This window comes from Rhodoferax sp. SPJ21 (assembly GCF_058216335.1).
The window spans coordinates 1-18,691 of record NZ_JBYZMO010000004.1; the positions used below are offsets into that span (position 1 = coordinate 1).

General features: G+C 60.6%; 17 protein-coding genes. 9 read left to right on the top strand and 8 right to left on the bottom strand.

Going from position 1 to position 18,691, the window contains the following annotated elements:
- Nucleotides 1-351: 351 nt before the first annotated feature.
- The 3 genes from AC4BBN_RS19345 (at nucleotide 352) to AC4BBN_RS19355 (ending at nucleotide 1,470) form a co-directional block, all read left to right on the top strand.
- Nucleotides 352-855 (top strand): DUF1269 domain-containing protein, encoded by a 504-nt coding sequence (locus AC4BBN_RS19345; protein WP_490593651.1) that lies wholly within the window; start codon nucleotides 352-354, stop codon nucleotides 853-855.
- 61 nt (nucleotides 856-916) lie between these two features.
- Nucleotides 917-1,072, top strand: coding sequence for a hypothetical protein (locus AC4BBN_RS19350; protein WP_490593652.1), 156 nt, complete (start codon nucleotides 917-919; stop codon nucleotides 1,070-1,072).
- Nucleotides 1,072-1,470 (top strand): hypothetical protein, encoded by a 399-nt coding sequence (locus AC4BBN_RS19355; protein WP_490593653.1) that lies wholly within the window; start codon nucleotides 1,072-1,074, stop codon nucleotides 1,468-1,470. The genes AC4BBN_RS19350 and AC4BBN_RS19355 overlap by 1 nt, the downstream gene beginning before the upstream one ends.
- Before the next feature lie 231 nt (nucleotides 1,471-1,701).
- Here the strand turns inward: AC4BBN_RS19355 and dnaK are convergent, their stop codons facing one another.
- The gene (dnaK, locus tag AC4BBN_RS19360) at nucleotides 1,702-3,645 is read right to left on the bottom strand and encodes a molecular chaperone DnaK (protein ID WP_490593654.1); all 1,944 of its coding nucleotides are present in this window, start codon (nucleotides 3,643-3,645) and stop codon (nucleotides 1,702-1,704) included.
- Nucleotides 3,646-3,906: 261 nt separating this feature from the next.
- Between dnaK and AC4BBN_RS19365 the strand changes: the two genes are divergently transcribed.
- On the top strand, nucleotides 3,907-4,566 hold the full coding sequence (locus AC4BBN_RS19365; RefSeq protein WP_490593655.1) for a BON domain-containing protein: 660 nt from the start codon (nucleotides 3,907-3,909) through the stop codon (nucleotides 4,564-4,566).
- Between the two features lie 167 nt (nucleotides 4,567-4,733).
- On the opposite strand, the gene AC4BBN_RS19370 is transcribed toward AC4BBN_RS19365, so the two are convergent.
- From AC4BBN_RS19370 to AC4BBN_RS19400, 7 genes are all read right to left on the bottom strand, one after another.
- Nucleotides 4,734-5,453 carry a Crp/Fnr family transcriptional regulator gene (locus tag AC4BBN_RS19370; protein WP_490593656.1) on the bottom strand — a complete coding sequence of 240 codons (720 nt, stop codon included), beginning with the start codon at nucleotides 5,451-5,453 and terminating at the stop codon, nucleotides 4,734-4,736.
- 805 nt (nucleotides 5,454-6,258) lie between these two features.
- Complete coding sequence (gene tal, locus AC4BBN_RS19375) at nucleotides 6,259-7,362, bottom strand: transaldolase (protein WP_490593657.1); 1,104 nt, start codon at nucleotides 7,360-7,362, stop codon at nucleotides 6,259-6,261.
- Between the two features lie 4 nt (nucleotides 7,363-7,366).
- A complete protein-coding gene (zwf, locus tag AC4BBN_RS19380) occupies nucleotides 7,367-8,782 on the bottom strand; it encodes a glucose-6-phosphate dehydrogenase (protein WP_490593658.1) in 1,416 nt (471 codons plus the stop codon).
- Between the two features lies 1 nt (nucleotide 8,783).
- A complete protein-coding gene (locus AC4BBN_RS19385) occupies nucleotides 8,784-9,026 on the bottom strand; it encodes a hypothetical protein (protein WP_490593659.1) in 243 nt (80 codons plus the stop codon).
- Nucleotides 9,027-9,189: 163 nt separating this feature from the next.
- Complete coding sequence (locus AC4BBN_RS19390; RefSeq protein WP_490593660.1) at nucleotides 9,190-9,795, bottom strand: histidine phosphatase family protein; 606 nt, start codon at nucleotides 9,793-9,795, stop codon at nucleotides 9,190-9,192.
- Nucleotides 9,795-10,835: a class I fructose-bisphosphate aldolase gene (locus AC4BBN_RS19395; RefSeq protein WP_490593661.1), complete on the bottom strand. Its 1,041-nt coding sequence runs from the start codon at nucleotides 10,833-10,835 to the stop codon at nucleotides 9,795-9,797. Before AC4BBN_RS19395 ends, AC4BBN_RS19390 begins: the two co-directional genes overlap by 1 nt.
- Entirely contained in the window at nucleotides 10,813-13,209 is a 2,397-nt protein-coding gene (locus AC4BBN_RS19400) for a phosphoketolase family protein (RefSeq protein WP_490593662.1), read from the bottom strand. Before AC4BBN_RS19400 ends, AC4BBN_RS19395 begins: the two co-directional genes overlap by 23 nt.
- A 348-nt stretch (nucleotides 13,210-13,557) precedes the next feature.
- On the opposite strand from AC4BBN_RS19400, the gene AC4BBN_RS19405 reads away from it, so the two are divergent.
- The 5 genes from AC4BBN_RS19405 to AC4BBN_RS19425 all read left to right on the top strand — a co-directional run bounded on the left by AC4BBN_RS19405 (nucleotide 13,558) and on the right by AC4BBN_RS19425 (nucleotide 18,611).
- Entirely contained in the window at nucleotides 13,558-13,800 is a 243-nt protein-coding gene (locus tag AC4BBN_RS19405) for a hypothetical protein (RefSeq protein ID WP_490593663.1), read from the top strand.
- A 68-nt stretch (nucleotides 13,801-13,868) separates the two neighbouring features.
- On the top strand, nucleotides 13,869-15,290 hold the full coding sequence (locus AC4BBN_RS19410; protein WP_490593664.1) for an efflux transporter outer membrane subunit: 1,422 nt from the start codon (nucleotides 13,869-13,871) through the stop codon (nucleotides 15,288-15,290).
- Nucleotides 15,287-16,612, top strand: a complete 1,326-nt coding sequence (locus tag AC4BBN_RS19415; RefSeq protein WP_490593665.1) for an efflux RND transporter periplasmic adaptor subunit — start codon at nucleotides 15,287-15,289, stop codon at nucleotides 16,610-16,612. Before AC4BBN_RS19410 ends, AC4BBN_RS19415 begins: the two co-directional genes overlap by 4 nt.
- Nucleotides 16,613-16,647: 35 nt before the next feature.
- Nucleotides 16,648-17,397 (top strand): ABC transporter ATP-binding protein, encoded by a 750-nt coding sequence (locus AC4BBN_RS19420; RefSeq protein WP_490593666.1) that lies wholly within the window; start codon nucleotides 16,648-16,650, stop codon nucleotides 17,395-17,397.
- Nucleotides 17,397-18,611, top strand: a complete 1,215-nt coding sequence (locus AC4BBN_RS19425; protein ID WP_490593667.1) for an ABC transporter permease — start codon at nucleotides 17,397-17,399, stop codon at nucleotides 18,609-18,611. The genes AC4BBN_RS19420 and AC4BBN_RS19425 overlap by 1 nt, the downstream gene beginning before the upstream one ends.
- Nucleotides 18,612-18,691: the final 80 nt, after the last annotated feature.

The window sequence follows — 18,691 nt, forward strand, 5'->3', positions numbered from 1 at the left end:
TGAAGGTGTCGGGACCGCGCATGGTGCAAAGTGGTTCGGCTCGGTGGCGATGCGTTCAGCTCAGCAGCATGCGTGCCAGGCGGGGGGGGCAAGGTGGGCAGTATTTCAGCAGCCTGTTAGGCGGGACCAATGATCATGACGGTCGCTTTCACGGCATATGGCTCTGCGAGCCGAATTCCGCAGACAGTTAACCAAGCAATGCATGCCGTGCCGACGTGCGCTGCCGTACAGACCGCACTAGACCGGTGGGGCATGCTCAGTTGCCCAGCCCATAAGGCGCCGATCCCCCGAAAAGGTAAACGGCCAAGTTTGGCTCGGGAAAAGCCCATCCACGTAACACGAAAGCTCATCATGAAAAGCTCAGATTCCTCCTTATACGTTTTTGATACTCGAACCGAAGCCGAAGAAGCGATTCGCAAGCTAGCCCAATCCGGTTTCGAAATGAACCATCTTTCGCTGGTGGGCAAGGGTTACCACAGCGAAGAGCAACCCATGGGCTTTTACACGGCGGGCGACCGCATTAAGGCCTGGGGCGGCACTGGCGCTTTCTGGGGTGGCATCTGGGGTTTGCTGCTCGCACCCGCTGTTTTTGTCTTACCGGGTCTCGGGGTTCTAGGTATGGCGGGCCCGTTGGTGGCTACCCTGGTTTCTGCATTGGAGGGAGCCGTAGTGGTCGGCGGCCTCTCCGCACTCGGCGCTGCGTTGACGCAGATTGGAGTGCCGAACGACCAGGTCATCAAGTACGAAGCAGCGCTGAAGGTCGACAAGTTCCTACTGGTGGTGCACGGTAGCGTTGAGCAGCAAGCTCAGGCCCGCGCCCTGCTCGAACAATCCAAGGCCGCCATCCCGGTATGAAGGGGCCACGCGCGCATTACCACGCATTCCAGGTAAAACACACCATTCGAATGGAGCACTCATGAAGCACGACAGCAAGACCAAACCAGTCGGCCCACTCCCGGCGCGTCCTTCGCGCGCCTTGACCGCCAAACAGAAGCAGGAAAAGGTAGAACCGCTGGAGGTGCTGGGACGACACAGCAACACATGGCAAAAAGATCACAAGGGAGCACGCTGATGACCTACCAGGGCGCCCGCGCCCGCCCCGAGCCCAACGATAGCCAACGGGTATTTCACATTTCCGCTATTCGTTGGGACAAGGAGGGCCACGTGGGCGACGTCTCATGGGCGGAGATCAGCTTTGACGTGAACCAGAAAGTGACCGCCCCGACAATGGTTCCCGTGGCAGACGTCGTCGACGCGATCCACGATGGCGCGCAGGTCAGTGCGGCTTTTCCTCACTGGCCGGTGTCTCTGCCGCCGCGTCCGATCGAGGTGATGAAGCGTCTGGACGGCACCGAAACGATTGTCCTGGTGCAAAACGCAACGGCAGTTAGTGCCGATCTTCCCGATCTGGACGATCTACCCGTGCTCCATGGATCATCTCGACAAGGCCGGGCGGGACTTGATCACTGAGGTGGCGTCAGCCAGATGCAGGGAGGGTTAAGCCGCCCCTGGCCGCTGCTGCTCGCAGCCAGGGCAACACGCCTCCGCTTGGTCACCCCGCAAAAAGTAACAGAGCCGGTTCGACAGGCATCTCCACGACGAGCGAGTGGCTTCGCTACGGCGCATTGCCAATAGGCCTGGGCCACCGAACCAATGCCACGTCCCCTCTGGCACCGCGTTGCCACCATCCGCCCAACTCGTTTATGCCCTTTTAACTTCCTTAACCTCTGCGTCGACCACGCCGTCATCGGCCATGGCGTGCTTAGCAGCTTCTGCGTTTACCGCACCCTTCGTGGCTGATGCGGCCGCAGCCTGCTCGGCCTGCGCTTGGGCATGTATGTTCTCACGGAGCTTCTGACTCGCCGTAATCAAGGATTGCGTATTTCCCTCAATCGCGGACTTGTCTTCGCCTTCAAGGGCTTCTTCCAGCTTATTGATCGCACCTTCGATGCTTTTCTTTTCGAAGGCTTCAAGACGGGCATCGTTCTCGGCGAGAGTCTTCTTCACGCTGTGGAGCATCGCTTCGGCCTGGTTGCGCGCCTGCGCAAGTTCAACCTTCTTCTTGTCTTCTACTGCATTCAATTCGGCGTCCTTCACCATCTTCTGGATCTCTGCTTCGGACAGGCCGGAATTGGCCTTGATAGTGATCCTGTTTGCTTTACCCGTGCCTTTGTCCTTGGCGCCGACGTGTAGGATGCCGTTAGCATCGATGTCAAACGACACTTCAATCTCAGGCGTGCCGCGCGCTGCAGGCGGGATGCCTTCCAGGTTGAACTCGCCCAAGGCCTTGTTGCCCGCAGCAATCTCGCGCTCGCCCTGGAATATCTTGATGGTCACGGCTGGCTGGTTGTCGTCTGCCGTTGAGAATGTCTGAGCGAACTTCGTTGGGATTGTGGTGTTTTTGGCAATCATCTTGCTCATTACACCGCCCATGGTCTCGATGCCCAGTGACAGCGGAGTTACGTCGAGCAGTAACACGTCCTTGCGATCACCCGACAGCACCTGGCCCTGTATCGCCGCGCCTACGGCGACGGCTTCATCGGGATTAACGTCCCTGCGCGGTTCCTGGCCGAAAAACTCTTTCACCTTGTCCTGAACCTTGGGCATACGGGTCATACCACCGACCAGGATCACGTCGTTAATGTCAGTTACGCTGATGCCGGCATCCTTGATAGCCAAGCGGCATGGAGCAATGGTGCGCTCGATCAGTTGCTCGACCAGGCTTTCGAGCTTAGCCCGGGTCAGTTTTATGTTCAAGTGCTTCGGGCCCGAGACATCGGCCGTCACGTATGGCAGGTTGATGTCTGTCGCAGCGCTATTTGAAAGCTCGATCTTTGCCTTTTCAGCAGCATCCTTCAGTCGCTGCAATGCGAGCACATCTTTTGTCAGATCGACGCCTTGTTCCTTCTTGAATTCGGTGACGAGGAAATCAATGATGCGCTGATCGAAGTCTTCGCCGCCCAGAAAGGTGTCGCCATTGGTCGACAACACTTCGAACTGTTTTTCGCTATCGACGCTCGATATCTCGATGATCGACACATCAAAAGTACCGCCACCCAGGTCATAGACGGCGATTTTGCGGTCACCATTTTCGTGCTTGTCCAGACCGAAGGCCAGGGCTGCTGCAGTAGGTTCATTGATGATGCGCTTCACATCCAAGCCGGCGATACGGCCGGCGTCCTTGGTAGCTTGACGCTGTGAGTCGTTGAAGTATGCGGGCACCGTGATTACAGCCTCAGTCACAGGCTCGCCCAGGTAATCCTCAGCCGTCTTCTTCATCTTGCGCAGGATTTCGGCACTTACCTGCTGGGGAGCCAGCTTGTTGCCTCGCACATCAACCCAGGCGTCACCGTTGTCGGCCTTAGAGATGGTGTAGGGCATCAAGTCGATGTCCTTTTGAACCTCCTTTTCGTCGAACTTTCGGCCGATGAGCCGCTTGACCGCGTAGATCGTGTTCTTCGCGTTGGTGACGGCCTGGCGCTTGGCGGATGCGCCAACCAGGACTTCACCGCCTTCTTGATACGCGACGATCGACGGCGTGGTGCGTGCACCCTCCGAGTTCTCGATGACACGCGCAATGTTGCCCTCCATGATTGCCACGCAGGAGTTGGTGGTGCCGAGGTCAATGCCAATAATTCTGGACATGATGTGATTTCTCCTTCAGATGGATGAATAGGTCGTCGCGAGCTGCCACAAGTTTGCGCGAGCCCACAGCCGTAGTCTGTGGGCCACCGCACGCAGCCTCCGGGTCCTTTTGCACCGTATCCGCACAGTCGTGCGGCAGCGCACAGACCTCAGCCTTTTAGAAGCACAAGATGATGTGTGGCTCTTAAATATCGAATCGCGAGGGGCGAAGAAACGTAGGTGCCACTTAACCGCAACATCAACCAACATAAGGAATCAAAGATGAAAACCGATACACAACTGCAGCAGGACGTAATGGCAGAGCTCAAATGGGAGCCCACATTGAGTGCATCCCAGATCGGCGTCTCGGCCAGGGATGGCATCGTTACGCTAACCGGAACCGTCGACGGCTATGCCAAGAAGTCCGAAGCAGAAGACGCCGTGAAACGGGTTGTCGGCGTGACTGCCGTCGTCGAAAAGATCGAAATAAAGTACCCCAGCAATTGGGCAAAGAAGGATGACAATGACATTGCCGCTGAAATTGTTAACGCATATAAGTGGAACTGGGAAGTCCCTTCCGGCAAGGTCAAAGCAAAGGTCGAAAAAGGTTGGGTCACTCTAGAAGGTGAACTGTCATGGAAATTCCAGAGTGATGCTGCGGCTAAAGCAGTGAAGAGTCTGGAAGGTGTTTCGGGCGTTTCTAACAACATCAAGATCAAGTCCAGCACGGACGATGCCGTTGAGAAGGCGGACATCGAAAGCGCGCTTAGTCGAAACTGGTCCGTCTCCGACCAGGGCATCCAAGTCAAGGTCACCGGCCACAAAGCGACACTCACTGGATCGGTTGACTCCTGGTACCAAAAAAATGAAGCAAGTCGTATCGCCTGGAATGCGCCCGGTGTCTGGACTGTGGCCAATGAACTAGTGGTCGAGTACGATTGAGATTGATTGCAGCGCAGTCGAAATTACAGATCTCAATGGTGAGCAACTTCTGAGCGCTGGCGTTTAAATCTTGTCATGACAGCAAGGTCCCCGCGACCGTGGAGTGGCCTTGCTGTAGTCGCCCAGTTGGACTCCGACCGCAACACCTATTGCTACTCTAGGCCCCGCTACACAGCCATCAAATCCGGTAGCAGCCTGTCGTACTCCCTCTTCACGACCGCATAACACTCGCAAGAGCGTGACTCGATTCCTGGACGGTTGATCGCCGTGATATGGCCGCGGGCATAGCGGATGAGTCCAGATCTTTGCAGCTTGAGTGCTGCCTCTGTAACGCCCTCGCGTCGCACACCCAGCATGTTGGCAATCAGTTCCTGCGTCATCACCAGTTCCGGGCCATAGAGCCTATCCAGGCTCAACAGCAGCCAGCGGCACAGTTGTTGGTCCAGGGTATGGTGGCGGTTACAAACGGCAGTTTGGGCCATCTGAGTTATGAGGGCCTGGGTGTAGCGCAGCAATAAATGAAGCACTGGTCCTCCGCGATCGAACTCCGCATGCATCGCGTTCGCTTTAAGTCGGTAGCCATGCCCCGCACTCTGCACGACGGCCCGGCTCAATGTCGAGCCGCCGCCCATAAAAAGTGATATACCGACGATGCCCTCGTTTCCAACAACGGCAATCTCAGCCGATGAACCGTTCTCCATGACGTACAGCAGCGACACGATGGCGGTGGTGGGAAAGTAAACGTGGCTCATGATTCGACCGGACTCATATAGGACCTGCCCAAGCGCGAGTTCGACCCTCTCCAGATCAGGCTTCCATCTTTGCCACTGCTCTGGAGGCAGGGAAGCCAGCAGGTGGTTTTGAACAGACTGGAGGGCGTTGGTCATGTGAGAGATCCCAAGACTATTGTTTATATTTTTTTATCATAGGGAGATGGCGCACAAATACTGTTCGCTAACGAACACATTGATATCTCTCGGATGGTCACCGAGACAGCCAGTCAGCCAGTCAGCCAGTCAGCCAGTCAGCCTCCCAGGATCGTGGTGATGCGGATGCTTCGCGCCACCAATCGTGCATATCGCAATTTGGGAACACCATTTGTAAGTACTATGGATTGCCAATGTGAATATGGAGGCCAAGCATCCGCAGTAACCCCCGTAGTGATCTTCAACTAGGGAAAGCGCGGGTCGAGTGGGTAGCGTTAATCGGCTTTTCATGCAGCCTAGCCGGCACGATTCACGACTCGATCTGGCCTGTAATCGTGGCAGGTCGGCCAGGAAGCACCGACGCTATAGCGCAACTTGGCGCCGATCCAGGGTTGCCTCAAAGGCAATATCCTTATTCGGTCGTCCCACGGCGGCCAGCAGCACCTTTCGGCCCCGCTGTTGTAGCCGGGCTTCAACCGTAGGGCGTTTGGCCAGAACACGCAGTTCGCACTCGGTGTGCTGATCCAGTTCAATCGTCTCGGCAACCCTCATCACTCCAGCCTCCTGCGAGGTCTGAGCGTGCCGGCACAACTAGGGCAACGCCGAACACTAGGTGATGCCAAGCGGCGTTCAGTACTTGGTTTTCATCAAAACCGAAATGGATCAGCACCACCTTACTAGGAGCTGAGATGCCCAAGGCAAGCATGAAAGCGCTCGTTCGCGGCTGCAATCTGCACCTACCAGGTCGGCCTTGCGTTCAGTTCAGTCACTGCTGATTTTTAGGTGCTGGGAGCGACGACGGTGCCGTACATTTCTCACGGATGCGGGCAAGCAACGCCTGCCATGAAGTGGCAAAGGCCTCCACCCCCTCGCGCTGCAGTCGGGCGGCCAATGCGGCATCGTCCACGCCCTCGCGCCGGAACTCAGCGATCACCACCTCGGCGTAGCCGCCGTCAGGCGGTAGGCCACGCTCTATCTTGCCGTGATCGGCAAAAGCGAGAAGCGTCTTCTCGGGCAATGCAATGATGGTTCCAGGCGCGGCCAGCGCTTGCACGTATAGCGTGTCCGGTGCTGCCGGGTCCTTGGTGCCGGCGCTCGCCCACAGCAGTCGTTGCGGGCGGGCTCCTGCGGAAGCGAGGCGTTGCCAGCGCGGAGATGAAAGCAAATCACAGTGGGTCTTGTAGGCACGCATGGCGATTGCAATGCCCAACCGGCTGTGCAATGGCGAGGCTACCTGCTCTCGTACCGCCGCGTCCCAACGACTAACGAATAGCGAAGCCACCGACGCCACCCTCGCGTCGCGCCCGGCCTCCAGCCTGCGCTCGATGGCGCACATGTAAGACTCTGCAGCTGCAGCGACTTGCTCGCTGGAGAACAGCAAGGTGACGTTGACTGGAACACCGTCGAAGATGAGCTGCTCGATGGCCTCAAGTCCCTCGGCCGTGCCCGGGATCTTGATGAACAGGTTGGCCCGCTCGGCCTTGGCATGCAACCGCTTGCCTGCCTGGATGGAGCGGGCCGTATCACGCGCCAGTAGCGGTGAAACTTCGAGCGACACCCAGCCGTCCACTCCGTCGGTTGCATCAAAGTGCGGACGGAACAGGTCCGCTGCCTGCGACAGGTCTTCTAGCGCCAGTTCGAAGAATAGGTCTTCCTGCGCGAGGCCGGCCTTGTCAAGCACACGGATGCTGGCGTCGTAGCTGTCGCCGACTCCTATTGCCTGCTCGAAAATCGTCGGGGTCGAGGTCAGGCCGGTCACGCCAAGGTCCCGAATGTAGGACGCTAGGGTGCCGCTGGTCAAAAGCGAACGCGTGATGTTGTCTAGCCACAAGCTCTGGCCGAGCTGTTGAAGTGTCTGGATAGCGTTCATGGATTCAGTCCTCGTTGCAGGTGGGTTCGGGATCGCGCCATCCGCCGTCGCCTGCGATCAGATGATTCGCGGCTGGAGGTCCCCAGGTGCCGGGCTCATATACAGTGGACGCACGTTGATCGACTAGGACTGGCTCCACCACTCCCCAGGCAGCCTCGATCGCGTTCTCCCGGGCGAACAAGGCACCATCACCGTTCATGGCGTCCGTCAGCAGCAGCGCATATGGCGCATATTCTTCGGGCGATTGCTCCTGCAGGCGGAACTCGCGCTGTTCGCCGGCAAACGCCCTTCCGGGGCGCTTGACGCGGGCGGCCAATGCGATCGACGAATGGGGCGACAAACGCAACCTCAAATAGTTAGCGTCTTCGCCTAGTGAGGCATCCTCAAAAAGGTTCTGCGGGGGAGACTTGAAACGCACCAACACTTCGCACGCTGTTACTGGCAAACATTTACCGGAACGCAAATACCACGGTACGCCGCCCCATCGCCAAGAATCGATATGTAGCCTAAGGGCAAAGTAGGTCTCAACATCTGAATCCGGGGCAACTCCGGCCTCGTCGCGATAGCCTCGATACTGACCACGCACGACGTCGCTCGGACTCAGTGGCCGCATGGTGTCGAACACATCAGCCTTGTGCCGGTGTACTGCCTCGAAACCACGGGTTGCCGGCGGCTCCATGGCGAGCAGAGCCACGATTTGAAGCAGGTGGTTCTGTACTACATCGCGCAGGCAACCCACACTGTCGTAGAAGGCGCCACGACCACCTACGCCGGTATGCTCGGCCAGAGTGATCTGCACACTGGCGATGTGGTTGCGATTCCAGACCGGCTCAAGAAATGAGTTAGCGAAGCGGAAGTACAGAATATTCATGATCGCCTCCATGCCCAGGAAGTGATCGATACGGAATATCGCGTCTTCGGCGAAGAACTCTGACGCTATACGGTTAAGCGTGTGCGCGGAATTAAGGTCGCGCCCGAACGGTTTCTCCACTATGACCCGGGCACCTTCAGCGAGGCCGCAGCTCCCTAGACCATGAATTACAGCCGGGAAAAATACCGGCGGAATGGCCAAGTAATGGCTCGGGCACTGGGCACCCCGCAGCGCGGCGCGCAACGCCTGGTAAGTTGAGGCTTCCGCATAGTCTCCACCGACATAAGCCAAAGAGGCGAGCAGCCGGTCGAGCACCTGCCGGTCGATGTCGCCACATTCCCGCAGCACGCTTTCACGCACCATGGTTCTGAACTGCTCAATGTCCCAGGGCTGCAACGCGACGCCTACCACTGGCACATGGAGGTCGCCGCGCTCGCTCATCGCGTAGAGCGCCGGGAATATCTTCTTGTGCGCCAGGTCGCCCGTCGCACCGAAAACCACCAAAGCGTCGGCCGGCAAGCGGTTCGCAGGAGTAATGACAGGCTGCATCTCAGTGCACTCCATGGGAAACATTTGCTGGCCTCCCGTCATAGCCATCGAAGCCGGGGTACATCGCCGATTGCACGCAGTTAGCGAAAACAGCATCACCACGCGAATTCTCGAAGATGCGGTCGAGCGCTGGCGCAGCTATGACGATTCCCGGCGCCGCCAGCGCGTCGGCACGATAGTGGAGTTTGCCGCCATCGATAGCGGTGTCGCCCGCCAGAAGCAGTGGTGCGATGTGGCCAATCATTGCCGATCTGCATCGCAACGCTCCGCTCAAAGCGGACCTCGTCCGGATTGGGCCGGGGCTGGAACAAAAGGGGCGAAACAAGGACATTTGCGCAACTCCGAAGTCATACAGAGGTGCAAGGGTCGCGCCATCGCCGCAATGCGTCTGTGCGTTGCCGCACGCTCTACGTCGCACCGAAGCCTGCGCCCGGCACGGCGTTCCAGAGCGCAATCACGGGACGCAGCGCATGTTCACGGTCCAGACCCAAGATGCTGACGGAGGCTGGATCGAGCACGAAGTGACGGCCCTCTTGCACCGCTAATTCGATCCATCGTGTAGCCAGAACTCGACCGAACTGACCATGAGAGAACAATGCCACATTGCCCGACAGCCTACGCAATCGGTCAATGAGTCGGTCGGCGCGGGCTGACACGGCGGTAGGCGTCTCTCCACCAGGGCAGCCATCGCGCCAGATGTCCCAATCGGGCCGACGCCCGCGGATCTCATGAGTTCGGAGACTTTCGTACTCGCCGTAGTCCCATTCGGCCAAGTCAGGGACAGTCTCGGCCGTCGATGCCAGCCCGGCCAGCGCACATGTGCGGCGCGCGCGCAATCGTGGGCTGGTCAGCACCTGCGAGAACGAACTGTGTCTAAGCATGGTTACCAGAGCCCGGGCCATGTGCTCACCCCTCATGGTGAGGGGCAAGTCCGTCACGCCCGTGTGTTGGCCGCTCAACGACCATGCCGTTTCGCCATGCCGGATCAAGAATAATTGCAGCGTCGGGTCCATCAAAGCTCCATGCTGGCGTCGTATCGTCCTACACAGGCGGCGCTGGCGCAGCGGGCCCGGTGCAGCAATGCGCGCTGCGCGGATTCACGGTGAGCACCGCTGCCGGCCCAAGTCTCCAGTGCGGAATGCTGCAGTGCACGCCCGAACGAAAAAGTCAGCGACCATGGCAGGGACTGGTCCGATCTGTCGCCGTAACGCGCCTGCACCGCGTTCAAATGGGCGCATGCCTGCGCCCCCGTCTGCCCCCCTGAGAGGAAAGCAATGCCCGGGACTGCCACCGGCACAACACGCCGCAGGCACAGCATCGTGGCGTTGGCGACCGCCTCCACTGTCACCTGAACGGCGCACCCGCGTCCCGCCACAACCATATTGGGCTTAAGGACCATGGCCTCCAGTGCAACGTCCTGCGTATTCAATGCCGCGAAAACGTGGCGCAGTAGACCCTCGGTAACCTCAAGGCAATGTGCCTGGGAATGGCCTCCATCCATCAACACCTCGGGCTCGACAATAGGCACCAAACCGGCCTCTTGGCACAAGGCGGCGTAGCGGGCAAGTGCGTGCGCGTTGGCGCGCACACAAGCCTCGCTGGGCAGGTGGGCGCCCGAAGGAGCCGCATTGATTACGGCACGCCATTTCGCGAAGCGCGCACCCATCGCTACATACCCCCCTAGCCGCTCGCGCAAGCCATCAAGCCCTTCCGTGACCTTCTCGGAGGGATGAAAAGCCAGAGCTTTGGCGCCAACATCGACCTTGATCCCGACGAGAATGCCGACATCCTGCAGCACCCGAACGAAGGGTGTGCCAGCAATGGTCGCCTGGCGGATGGTTTCGTCGTAAAGGATGGCACCACTGACGTACTGCGCCAGACCGGGCGTGGTGACCAGCAAATCCCGCCAGGCGCGGCGCATAGCCACTGTTTGTGCGATGCCCAGGTCTGCGAAGCGCTTGTCGCAGGTGCCGTTGCTCTCGTCCATGGCAAGCAGGCCCTTACCTTCAGCGAGCATGGCCCGCGTGGTTTCAGCCAGCATCTGAACGTTCATGCGAACCTCCCGACGGCCACTTCCAGCTCCGAATTTCCGGCAGGTCTTGGCCATGCTGGTCGATATAGAGCTTATGCGCGATGAGCTTATCCCTCGCTATCTGCTTCAGGTCCACGCCCGGGCGGCCAAGATGCGGCAGCAGGTCGATGGCGTCCTGCACCAGATGGAAGCGGTCGAGGTGATTCTGAACACGCATGTCGAAGGCCGTGGTGATGGTGCCCTCTTCCTTGTAGCCATGCACGTGCAAGTTGCGGTTGGTACGCCGGTAAGTGAGCTGGTGCACCAGCGAGGGATACCCGTGGAAAGCGAAGATGACATGTTTATCCCGAGTGAACAACGCATCGAAATCGGCCTCATCCAACCCGTGAGGGTGCTCGCTGGCGGACTGCAGGCGCATCAGATCTACCACGTTAATGACCCGGATCTTCAGGCTTGGCAGGTGCTCACGTAGGATGGAAACGGCGGCCAGCACCTCAAGCGTGGGCGTGTCGCCGCAACAGGCCAGCACTAAGTCGGGCTCACCGTCTTGGTCGTTACTGGCCCATTTCCAGATGCTGATGCCTTCGGTACAGTGCCTGACGGCCTCCTCCATCGTCAGCCATTGCGGCAGCGCATGTTTACCGGCGATCACGACGTTTACATAGTTGCGGCTGCGCAGGCAGTGGTCGGTGACGGAAAGAAGGCAGTTGGCGTCCGGTGGCAGGTAGACACGCACAACGTCCGCCTTCTTGTTAACCACATGGTCGATGAAGCCCGGATCTTGATGCGTGAAGCCGTTGTGGTCCTGCTGCCACACGTGCGAGGCCAACAAGTAGTTCAGCGATGCGATGGGCCGGCGCCAGGGCAACTCGCGTGTGACCTTGAGCCACTTGGCATGCTGGCTGAACATCGAATCGACGATGCGGATGAAGGCTTCGTAGCTGTTGAACAGGCCGTGGCGTCCGGTTAGCAGATAGCCTTCCAGCCAGCCCTCGCACTGGTGCTCGCTTAGCATCGAGTCGACTACCTGCCCTTCGCGGGCCAGGAATTCGTCGCTGGACAGTGTTTCGGCACCCCACTGGCGACTGGTTACCTCGAACACGGCGCCGAGCAGGTTGGATACTGTCTCGTCGGGGCCGAAGATCCGGAAGTTGCGCTGGTTCCGATTGAGGTTCGCGACATCCCGCAGAAAGCCGCCCAGCACCCGTGTGTCCTGCGCCTGCAACGCTCCTGGGGCGGGCACATGTACGGCATGCAACCGAAAGTCGGGCATCTGCAAAGAGCGCAACAACAGTCCGCCATTCGCATGCAGATTTGCCCCCATCCGGCGCGCACCGCTGGGTGCCAGCGCGGCGAGTTCGGGCAGCAATCGACCGCTTTCATCGAACAGCTCCTGCGGCCTATAGCTTTTCATCCAAAGTTCGAGCTGGTTCACGTGCTCCGGGAAATCCGGATTCACCACGAGCGGAACCTGGTGTGAGCGGAAAGTATTCTCGATCTGCAATCCATCGACTTCCTTCGGGCCTGTCCAGCCTTTGGGCGACCGGAGCACGATCATTGGCCATGGCGGTCGTACCTTTACGTTGCGGTTCCGGGCATCGTCCTGGATCTGCTGTATCAGTTCAATAGCGCGGTCGATGGCCCCTGACATGCGCTGGTGCATCACCATTGGCTGGTCACCCTCTACGAAGATTGGCGTCCAGCCACAGCCTAGGAAGAAATGTTCGAGCTCATCGTGCCCGATGCGCGCCAATACCGTTGGGTTGCTGATCTTGAAGCCGTTGAGATGCAGGATCGGTAGTACGGCACCGTCTGTGACAGGGTCCAGGAACTTGTTGGAATGCCACGCCGTCGCCAGCGGCCCGGTTTCGGCCTCGCCGTCGCCGATGACGCAGGCCACAATCAAGTCCGGGTTGTCGAAAGCGGCACCGAAAGCGTGGCTCAGCGAATAGCCCAATTCACCTCCCTCGTGGATGGAGCCGGGTGTGGTGGGTGCCACGTGGCTGGATATGCCGCCGGGAAACGAGAACTGCTTGAACAGCTTCTTCAAGCCCGCCTCATCCAGCGTGACCTCCGGATAGACCTCGCTCCAGGTGCCTTCAAGGTACACGTTGCCGACCACCGCCGCACCACCATGGCCCGGCCCTGAGACGTACAACATGTTGATGTCGTATTTCTGGATTGCGCGGTTTAGGTGCACGTAGATGAAGTTCTGGCCTGGCACGGTGCCCCAGTGGCCCACCACCAGTGGCTTGATGTGGGCCATGGCCAGCGGCTCATACAACAGCGGGTTGTCGTATAGATACAGCTGTCCCACGGACAGGTAGTTGGCGGCGCGCCAGTAGGCGTCTATTTTGTATAGCAGGTCAGGCGCAAGGGTGTCAGGGGAGGTCATGGGGGTGTTCCGGTTTGCCAGCGATCGCGCTTACGCAGGCGATTTAGACAGCGTAAGCAGCCGCTGAAGCACGCTTCAGGAAAGGCACGGATCACTGTTATCGAAACGTCCTGTTGCGTCTGTTCGCTGACGCACGCAACGAGGCCCAACCCCACTACATGCTGCGTAATACCCGTGTTGCCTACCGCACAGACCACTGAAGTAGCTTGGTCTAACTTCAAGGCGACATTACATCGCATCCTATGTGCGGCCGAACTGAGCATTGCGTTGACGAACCAAGCGACGAACGCCCTGCGTGCTGTCGCACATGGCTCGGGGCAGCGCATCTATCAACAGAAAGTCGACACCATGTTTTTTGTACGGAAGGCCTACGTTGTGGCCGGGCGCGTCGGTTTACTCGCCGCCATGGCATTCCCCCTTTCTGATGGCGGTATTTGCACCCACTTCAACCGCCCGCCGATGCGCCCCGCCCATGTACTGCTGACGCTGAGATCGGCGAGCGCTTCCCCGCCAGAAAGTACCGCCACACAGCCACACGCCCCCCAGGGCCGAATCGCCGCCAACGCCAAGGCCAACGAGGTGTCCGCCTGAAACATTGCCTCAACTTCTGCATGGTCCTTGCGCCAAGGGCCTATGCCCTGGCGGCAGCGCTCTGCCTGATGCTGCATGTGATCGGTTGCGCGCCGGTCGCACCGTTGGTCACCAAGACTTCGGCCGTTGATATACCCGCTGCATGGACACCCCCCACCGAAGCAGCCGCATTGGAGGCCGGCACTGCATCCCCCGGCGTTTGGTGGCTACGTTTCGATGACCCTTTGATGGCACGGCTGGTGGTGCAGGCATTACATGCCAACACCAGCGTAGCGAGCGCGCAGGCTGCACTGCGCCAGGCAAGGGCGCTGCGCGATGTCGCCGCCGCCTCGTTGCGGCCCACGCTAGCCAGCACGGCATCGGTCCAGCGCCGTAGTGCCACCAGTGCAGCCCTGGGCGACGAGCGCAGCACCGGTAATAGCTTCCAGGCCGGCGTGGACGCTAACTGGGAGCTCGATCTATTCGGAGCCAACCGCAGCGCGCTCGCAGTGACGGAGGCCACGGCCCGTGCCAGCGCGGCAAGCCTTGGCGATGTTCAGGTGTCGATAGCCGCGGAAGCAGCACTAGCCTACATCACGGTGCGCTACACCCAGGTGCGGCGGGCCATCGCCAACGAGAACCTGGCGAGCCAGCAGGAGACACTGCAGATCACTCTCTGGCGCGAACAGGCTGGCCTGGTAACGGCACTTGAATCCGAACAGGCGCGGTCCGCCGCCGAGCAAACGAGCGCGCTGTTGCCGGCACTGGAAACCGCCATCGCACAGGCGAGCCACGCACTGGCGGTCCTCATCGGCCAACCCCCAGCGTCGCTTTCCGCCGTGCTGGTTGCTGGACACGAACTACCGCAGGCCAGCGACGGGCTGGCCTGGCGCATACCGGCCGAGACGTTGCGACAGCGTGCAGATGTGCGCGCCGCAGAACAGCAGGTAATCGCATCACAGGCCCGGGTCAGCCAAGCCGAAGCCCAGCGCTGGCCCAATTTCACCCTAGGCGGGACGCTGGGCCTCAGCGCATTGACGCTGGGTAGCCTGACCAACGGCGCCTCGGTGGTCGGCAGTCTGCTGGCCAGCGTGGACTGGCCGGTGTTCGACGGCGGCCTGGCCCGCGCCCAGGTGGATGTTCAGCAGGCAGCCCTCGAACAGGCGCGGCAGGCCTATCGCGCGGCCGTGCTGCTGGCCTTAAAGGAGGTCGAGGATGCCTTGGCCGCGCTGCGTGGCGACCGCCTTCGCCTGACCAGTCTCGGCCAAGCGGCCGAGGCCGCCACCTCTGCAGCCCGGATGGCAAGCCAGCGGTACAGCAGCGGGCTGGTGGACTTCCAGACCGTGCTGGAAACGCAACGCATGCAACTCGGCACGCAGGATAGTGTGGCCAGCGCCCGCGCCGACGTCAGTAGCGACCATGTACGCCTGTACAAGGCTCTCGGCGGCGCCTGGAGCTCCGATCACATGGAACCCGTCCCCAACCAAACCAGCCGAACCAACACGCCGTGACCACACCAGCGCCTACCACCTCCGACACCGCTGACACACGTAGCGGTGCCACTAACCTCGCCGTGCTGCTCGACGAGCCGCCACCCAAGGCCTGGTACAGCCGCCCTACGCCGTGGCTGCTGGCGGCGGCCGCGCTGCTGGCAACAGCGGGCGGATGGTGGTGGTGGGCAAACCGTGCGGCCCAAGCTGTACCAAGCTACACCACACAGTCTGTCGCACGCGGGGACCTGAGCCTGTTAGTGACCGCCAACGGCACCATCCAGCCGACGCGTTCCATCAACATCGGCTCAGAACTCTCGGGCACAGTGCTGAAAGTCAACGTCGATGTCAACGACAAGATCAAAAAGGGTCAAGTACTGCTGGTGTTGGATACCGCCAAGCTGCGCGACCAGATCCTGCGTTCCCAAGCCACGCTGGCCGCCGCCAGGGCCAAGGTCGGCCAGACCGGCGCCACCGTCCAGGAAGCCCTGGCCGCACTGGGCCGGCTTGAGGAAGTGGAGAAGCTGTCGGACGGCAAGGTGCCCTCCAAGGCCGAACTCGACACCGGCCGCGCCACGCTCGCCCGGGCCGTAGCGGACAATTCAAGTGCCCAGGCCGGCATCAACGACGCGCAGGCGGCACTGTCCACAGACCAGACTAACCTGTCGAAAGCCTCTATCACCGCGCCGGCCGATGGCGTGGTGCTGACCCGTACAGTGGAGCCAGGCACTGCAGTGGCCGCTTCTTTGCAGGCAGTGACGCTATTCACACTCGCAGAGGATCTGCATCGGCTGCGGCTGTGGGTCTATGTAGACGAGGCCGATGTCGGCGCCGTTCAGCTGGGTCAAAGCGCGACCTTCACCGTCAGTGCCTACCTGAGCCGAAGCTATCCAGCGCACATCACCAGGGTGGGGTTCGGCTCGACCGTCACCGACAACGTGGTCACCTACCTCACCTACCTGGACGTGGACAATGCCGACCTGAGCCTGCGGCCGGGCATGACCGCCACGGCCACCATCACTGCCACCCAGCGCCACGACGTGCTGCTGGTGCCCAACACCGCGTTGCGATTCACTCCCAGCGCCGCCGCTAGGCAGACGGCCGCCAAAAGCATCACCGCCAGTCTGTTGCCGCGCATGCCTGGTACCAACAACCGGCGCCCGGCCGCCGCCAGTGCCAGCACCGCCAACGCCAAACAGGTGTGGGTGTTGCGCGACGGTACAGCCGTGGCTGTGGCGGTGGTCCCTGGCGTCAGTGACGGCCACATGACCGAGATCACCGGCGGCGGGCTAGCAACCGGCATGCAGGTGATCACCGATCAAAAAATGGCGCAGGCGAAATGAATCCGGCCACGCCCCAGGCGGCGCCGGCGAGTCCGATGCCACCCACCCCACTGCCGCTGATCCAGCTCCGCGGCGTTACCAAGCGCTATGGCAATGGCCCCACCACGCTGATGGCGCTCAAGGGCATCGCCCTCGACATCGCCGCCGGCGAATTCGTCGCAATCATGGGCCCCAGCGGCTCGGGAAAATCGACCGCGATGAACATCCTGGGCTGCCTGGATACGCCGAGCTCGGGCCAGTACCTCTTCAAGGGCGCTCACGTGGAAGCAATATCACGCGACCAACGTGCACTGCTGCGGCGCCGCTACCTGGGATTCGTGTTCCAGGGATTCAACCTGCTGGCGCGCACGACTGCGCAGGAAAATGTGGAGCTGCCGCTGCTGTACCGCGGCGACAGTGCTAGCTTGCGCCGCGCCGCTGCTACCAAAGCTTTGCAATCGGTTGGCCTAGGAGGCTGGGAGCAGCATACTCCGGCCGAACTCTCCGGCGGGCAACAGCAGCGCGTGGCAATCGCGCGAGCCATCGTCACCCAGCCCGCCGTGGTGCTGGCTGACGAGCCCACGGGCAACCTCGACACCCAGCGCAGCCATGAAATTATGGGGCTGCTGCTGGCACTGAACCGCGACCACGGCATCACCGTACTGATGGTGACGCACGAGCCCGACATGGCAGCGTATGCGCGCCGCATGGTGCATTTCGTCGATGGGGCTATCGCCCTGGATGCAGCCAACCCGTATCCAGTGACGGCGGCACCCATCGGCCTGACGGCCGAGCAGAGCACCTGATGCTGGCCAGTGTCTTCATACTTGCCCTGCATTCGGTACAGCGCAACTTTCTGCGCTCGTTCCTGACTATCCTTGGAATCGTGATCGGCGTGAGTGCCGTCATCACCATGGTTACGCTGGGTAACGGCGCCACACTGGCGATTCAGACCCAAATCTCCAGCCTCGGCACCAACCTGCTGATGGTCAGGCCGGGCCAGCGGGGCTTTGGCGGAGGCGGCGGCGGTGGTGTGCCGCAGTTCACTGAAGCTGACGCAGAGGCCATCGTCGCACAGATCGGGGGAGTGGGGGCCGTCGCACCGCAAGGTACAGCAAGCGTTACCGTCGTGGCAAATGGACGCAGCTGGGCCACCAGCGTCACCGGCAGCAGCAATGCGTGGTTCACCACCGGAAACTGGGTACTCGCCGGAGGACGCATCTTCGACCCCGACGAGCAGCGTGCGGGTGCCGCAGTGTGTGTCATCGGGGAGACTGTGAGGCGCGAGATCTATGGTGGCACGGTTGGCCAGACAGGCCTCGGCGCTCAATTGCGCGTCAAGCAGTTCTCTTGCGACGTCATCGGGATCCTGGCCGCCAAAGGCCAGGGCGGCATGGGCGACCAGGACGATGTGGTGGTCGTGCCACTGCATACCCTGCAGCGCCGCGTAACCGGCAGCCGCAAGGTTGGTACGCTACTGGTTGCCATGCAGGACGGTAGTGACAGCGCCCCGCTGAAGGCGAGCCTGCGCCAATTGCTGCGCGAGCGTCGCAAGCTGACCGAGAGCGACGACGACAACTTCAACATCTTCGATACACAGCAACTAGCCGACACACTGGCGGGAACGACCCAGGTACTCACCACGCTGCTGGGCGCAGTGGCGGCGGTCAGCCTGCTGGTGGGCGGGATCGGCATCATGAACATCATGCTGGTGAGCGTGACTGAGCGTACGCGCGAGATCGGCCTACGCCTGGCGGTCGGCGCACTGGAAAGCGAGGTGCTGCTGCAGTTTTTGATCGAGGCCGTGGTGCTTTCGGCACTGGGGGGCTTGGTCGGCATCATCGTCGCCACCGCTGCCTCCTACGTGCTATCCAGGGCAATGGGCGTGCCATTTGCGTTCGATCCGGCGATCAACCTGCTGTCGATGCTTTTCTCGGCAGCTATCGGAGTGGTGTTCGGCTACTTCCCGGCAAGGCGCGCGGCACAGATGGACCCGATCGAGGCGCTGCGGCATGAATGACCTCACAGGTGCTCCAGCTGGCTAGCAAGAGCCCGTGCCTAAGCCTAACCCCGTTTGTCGGAATGTGAACGCATCAATGC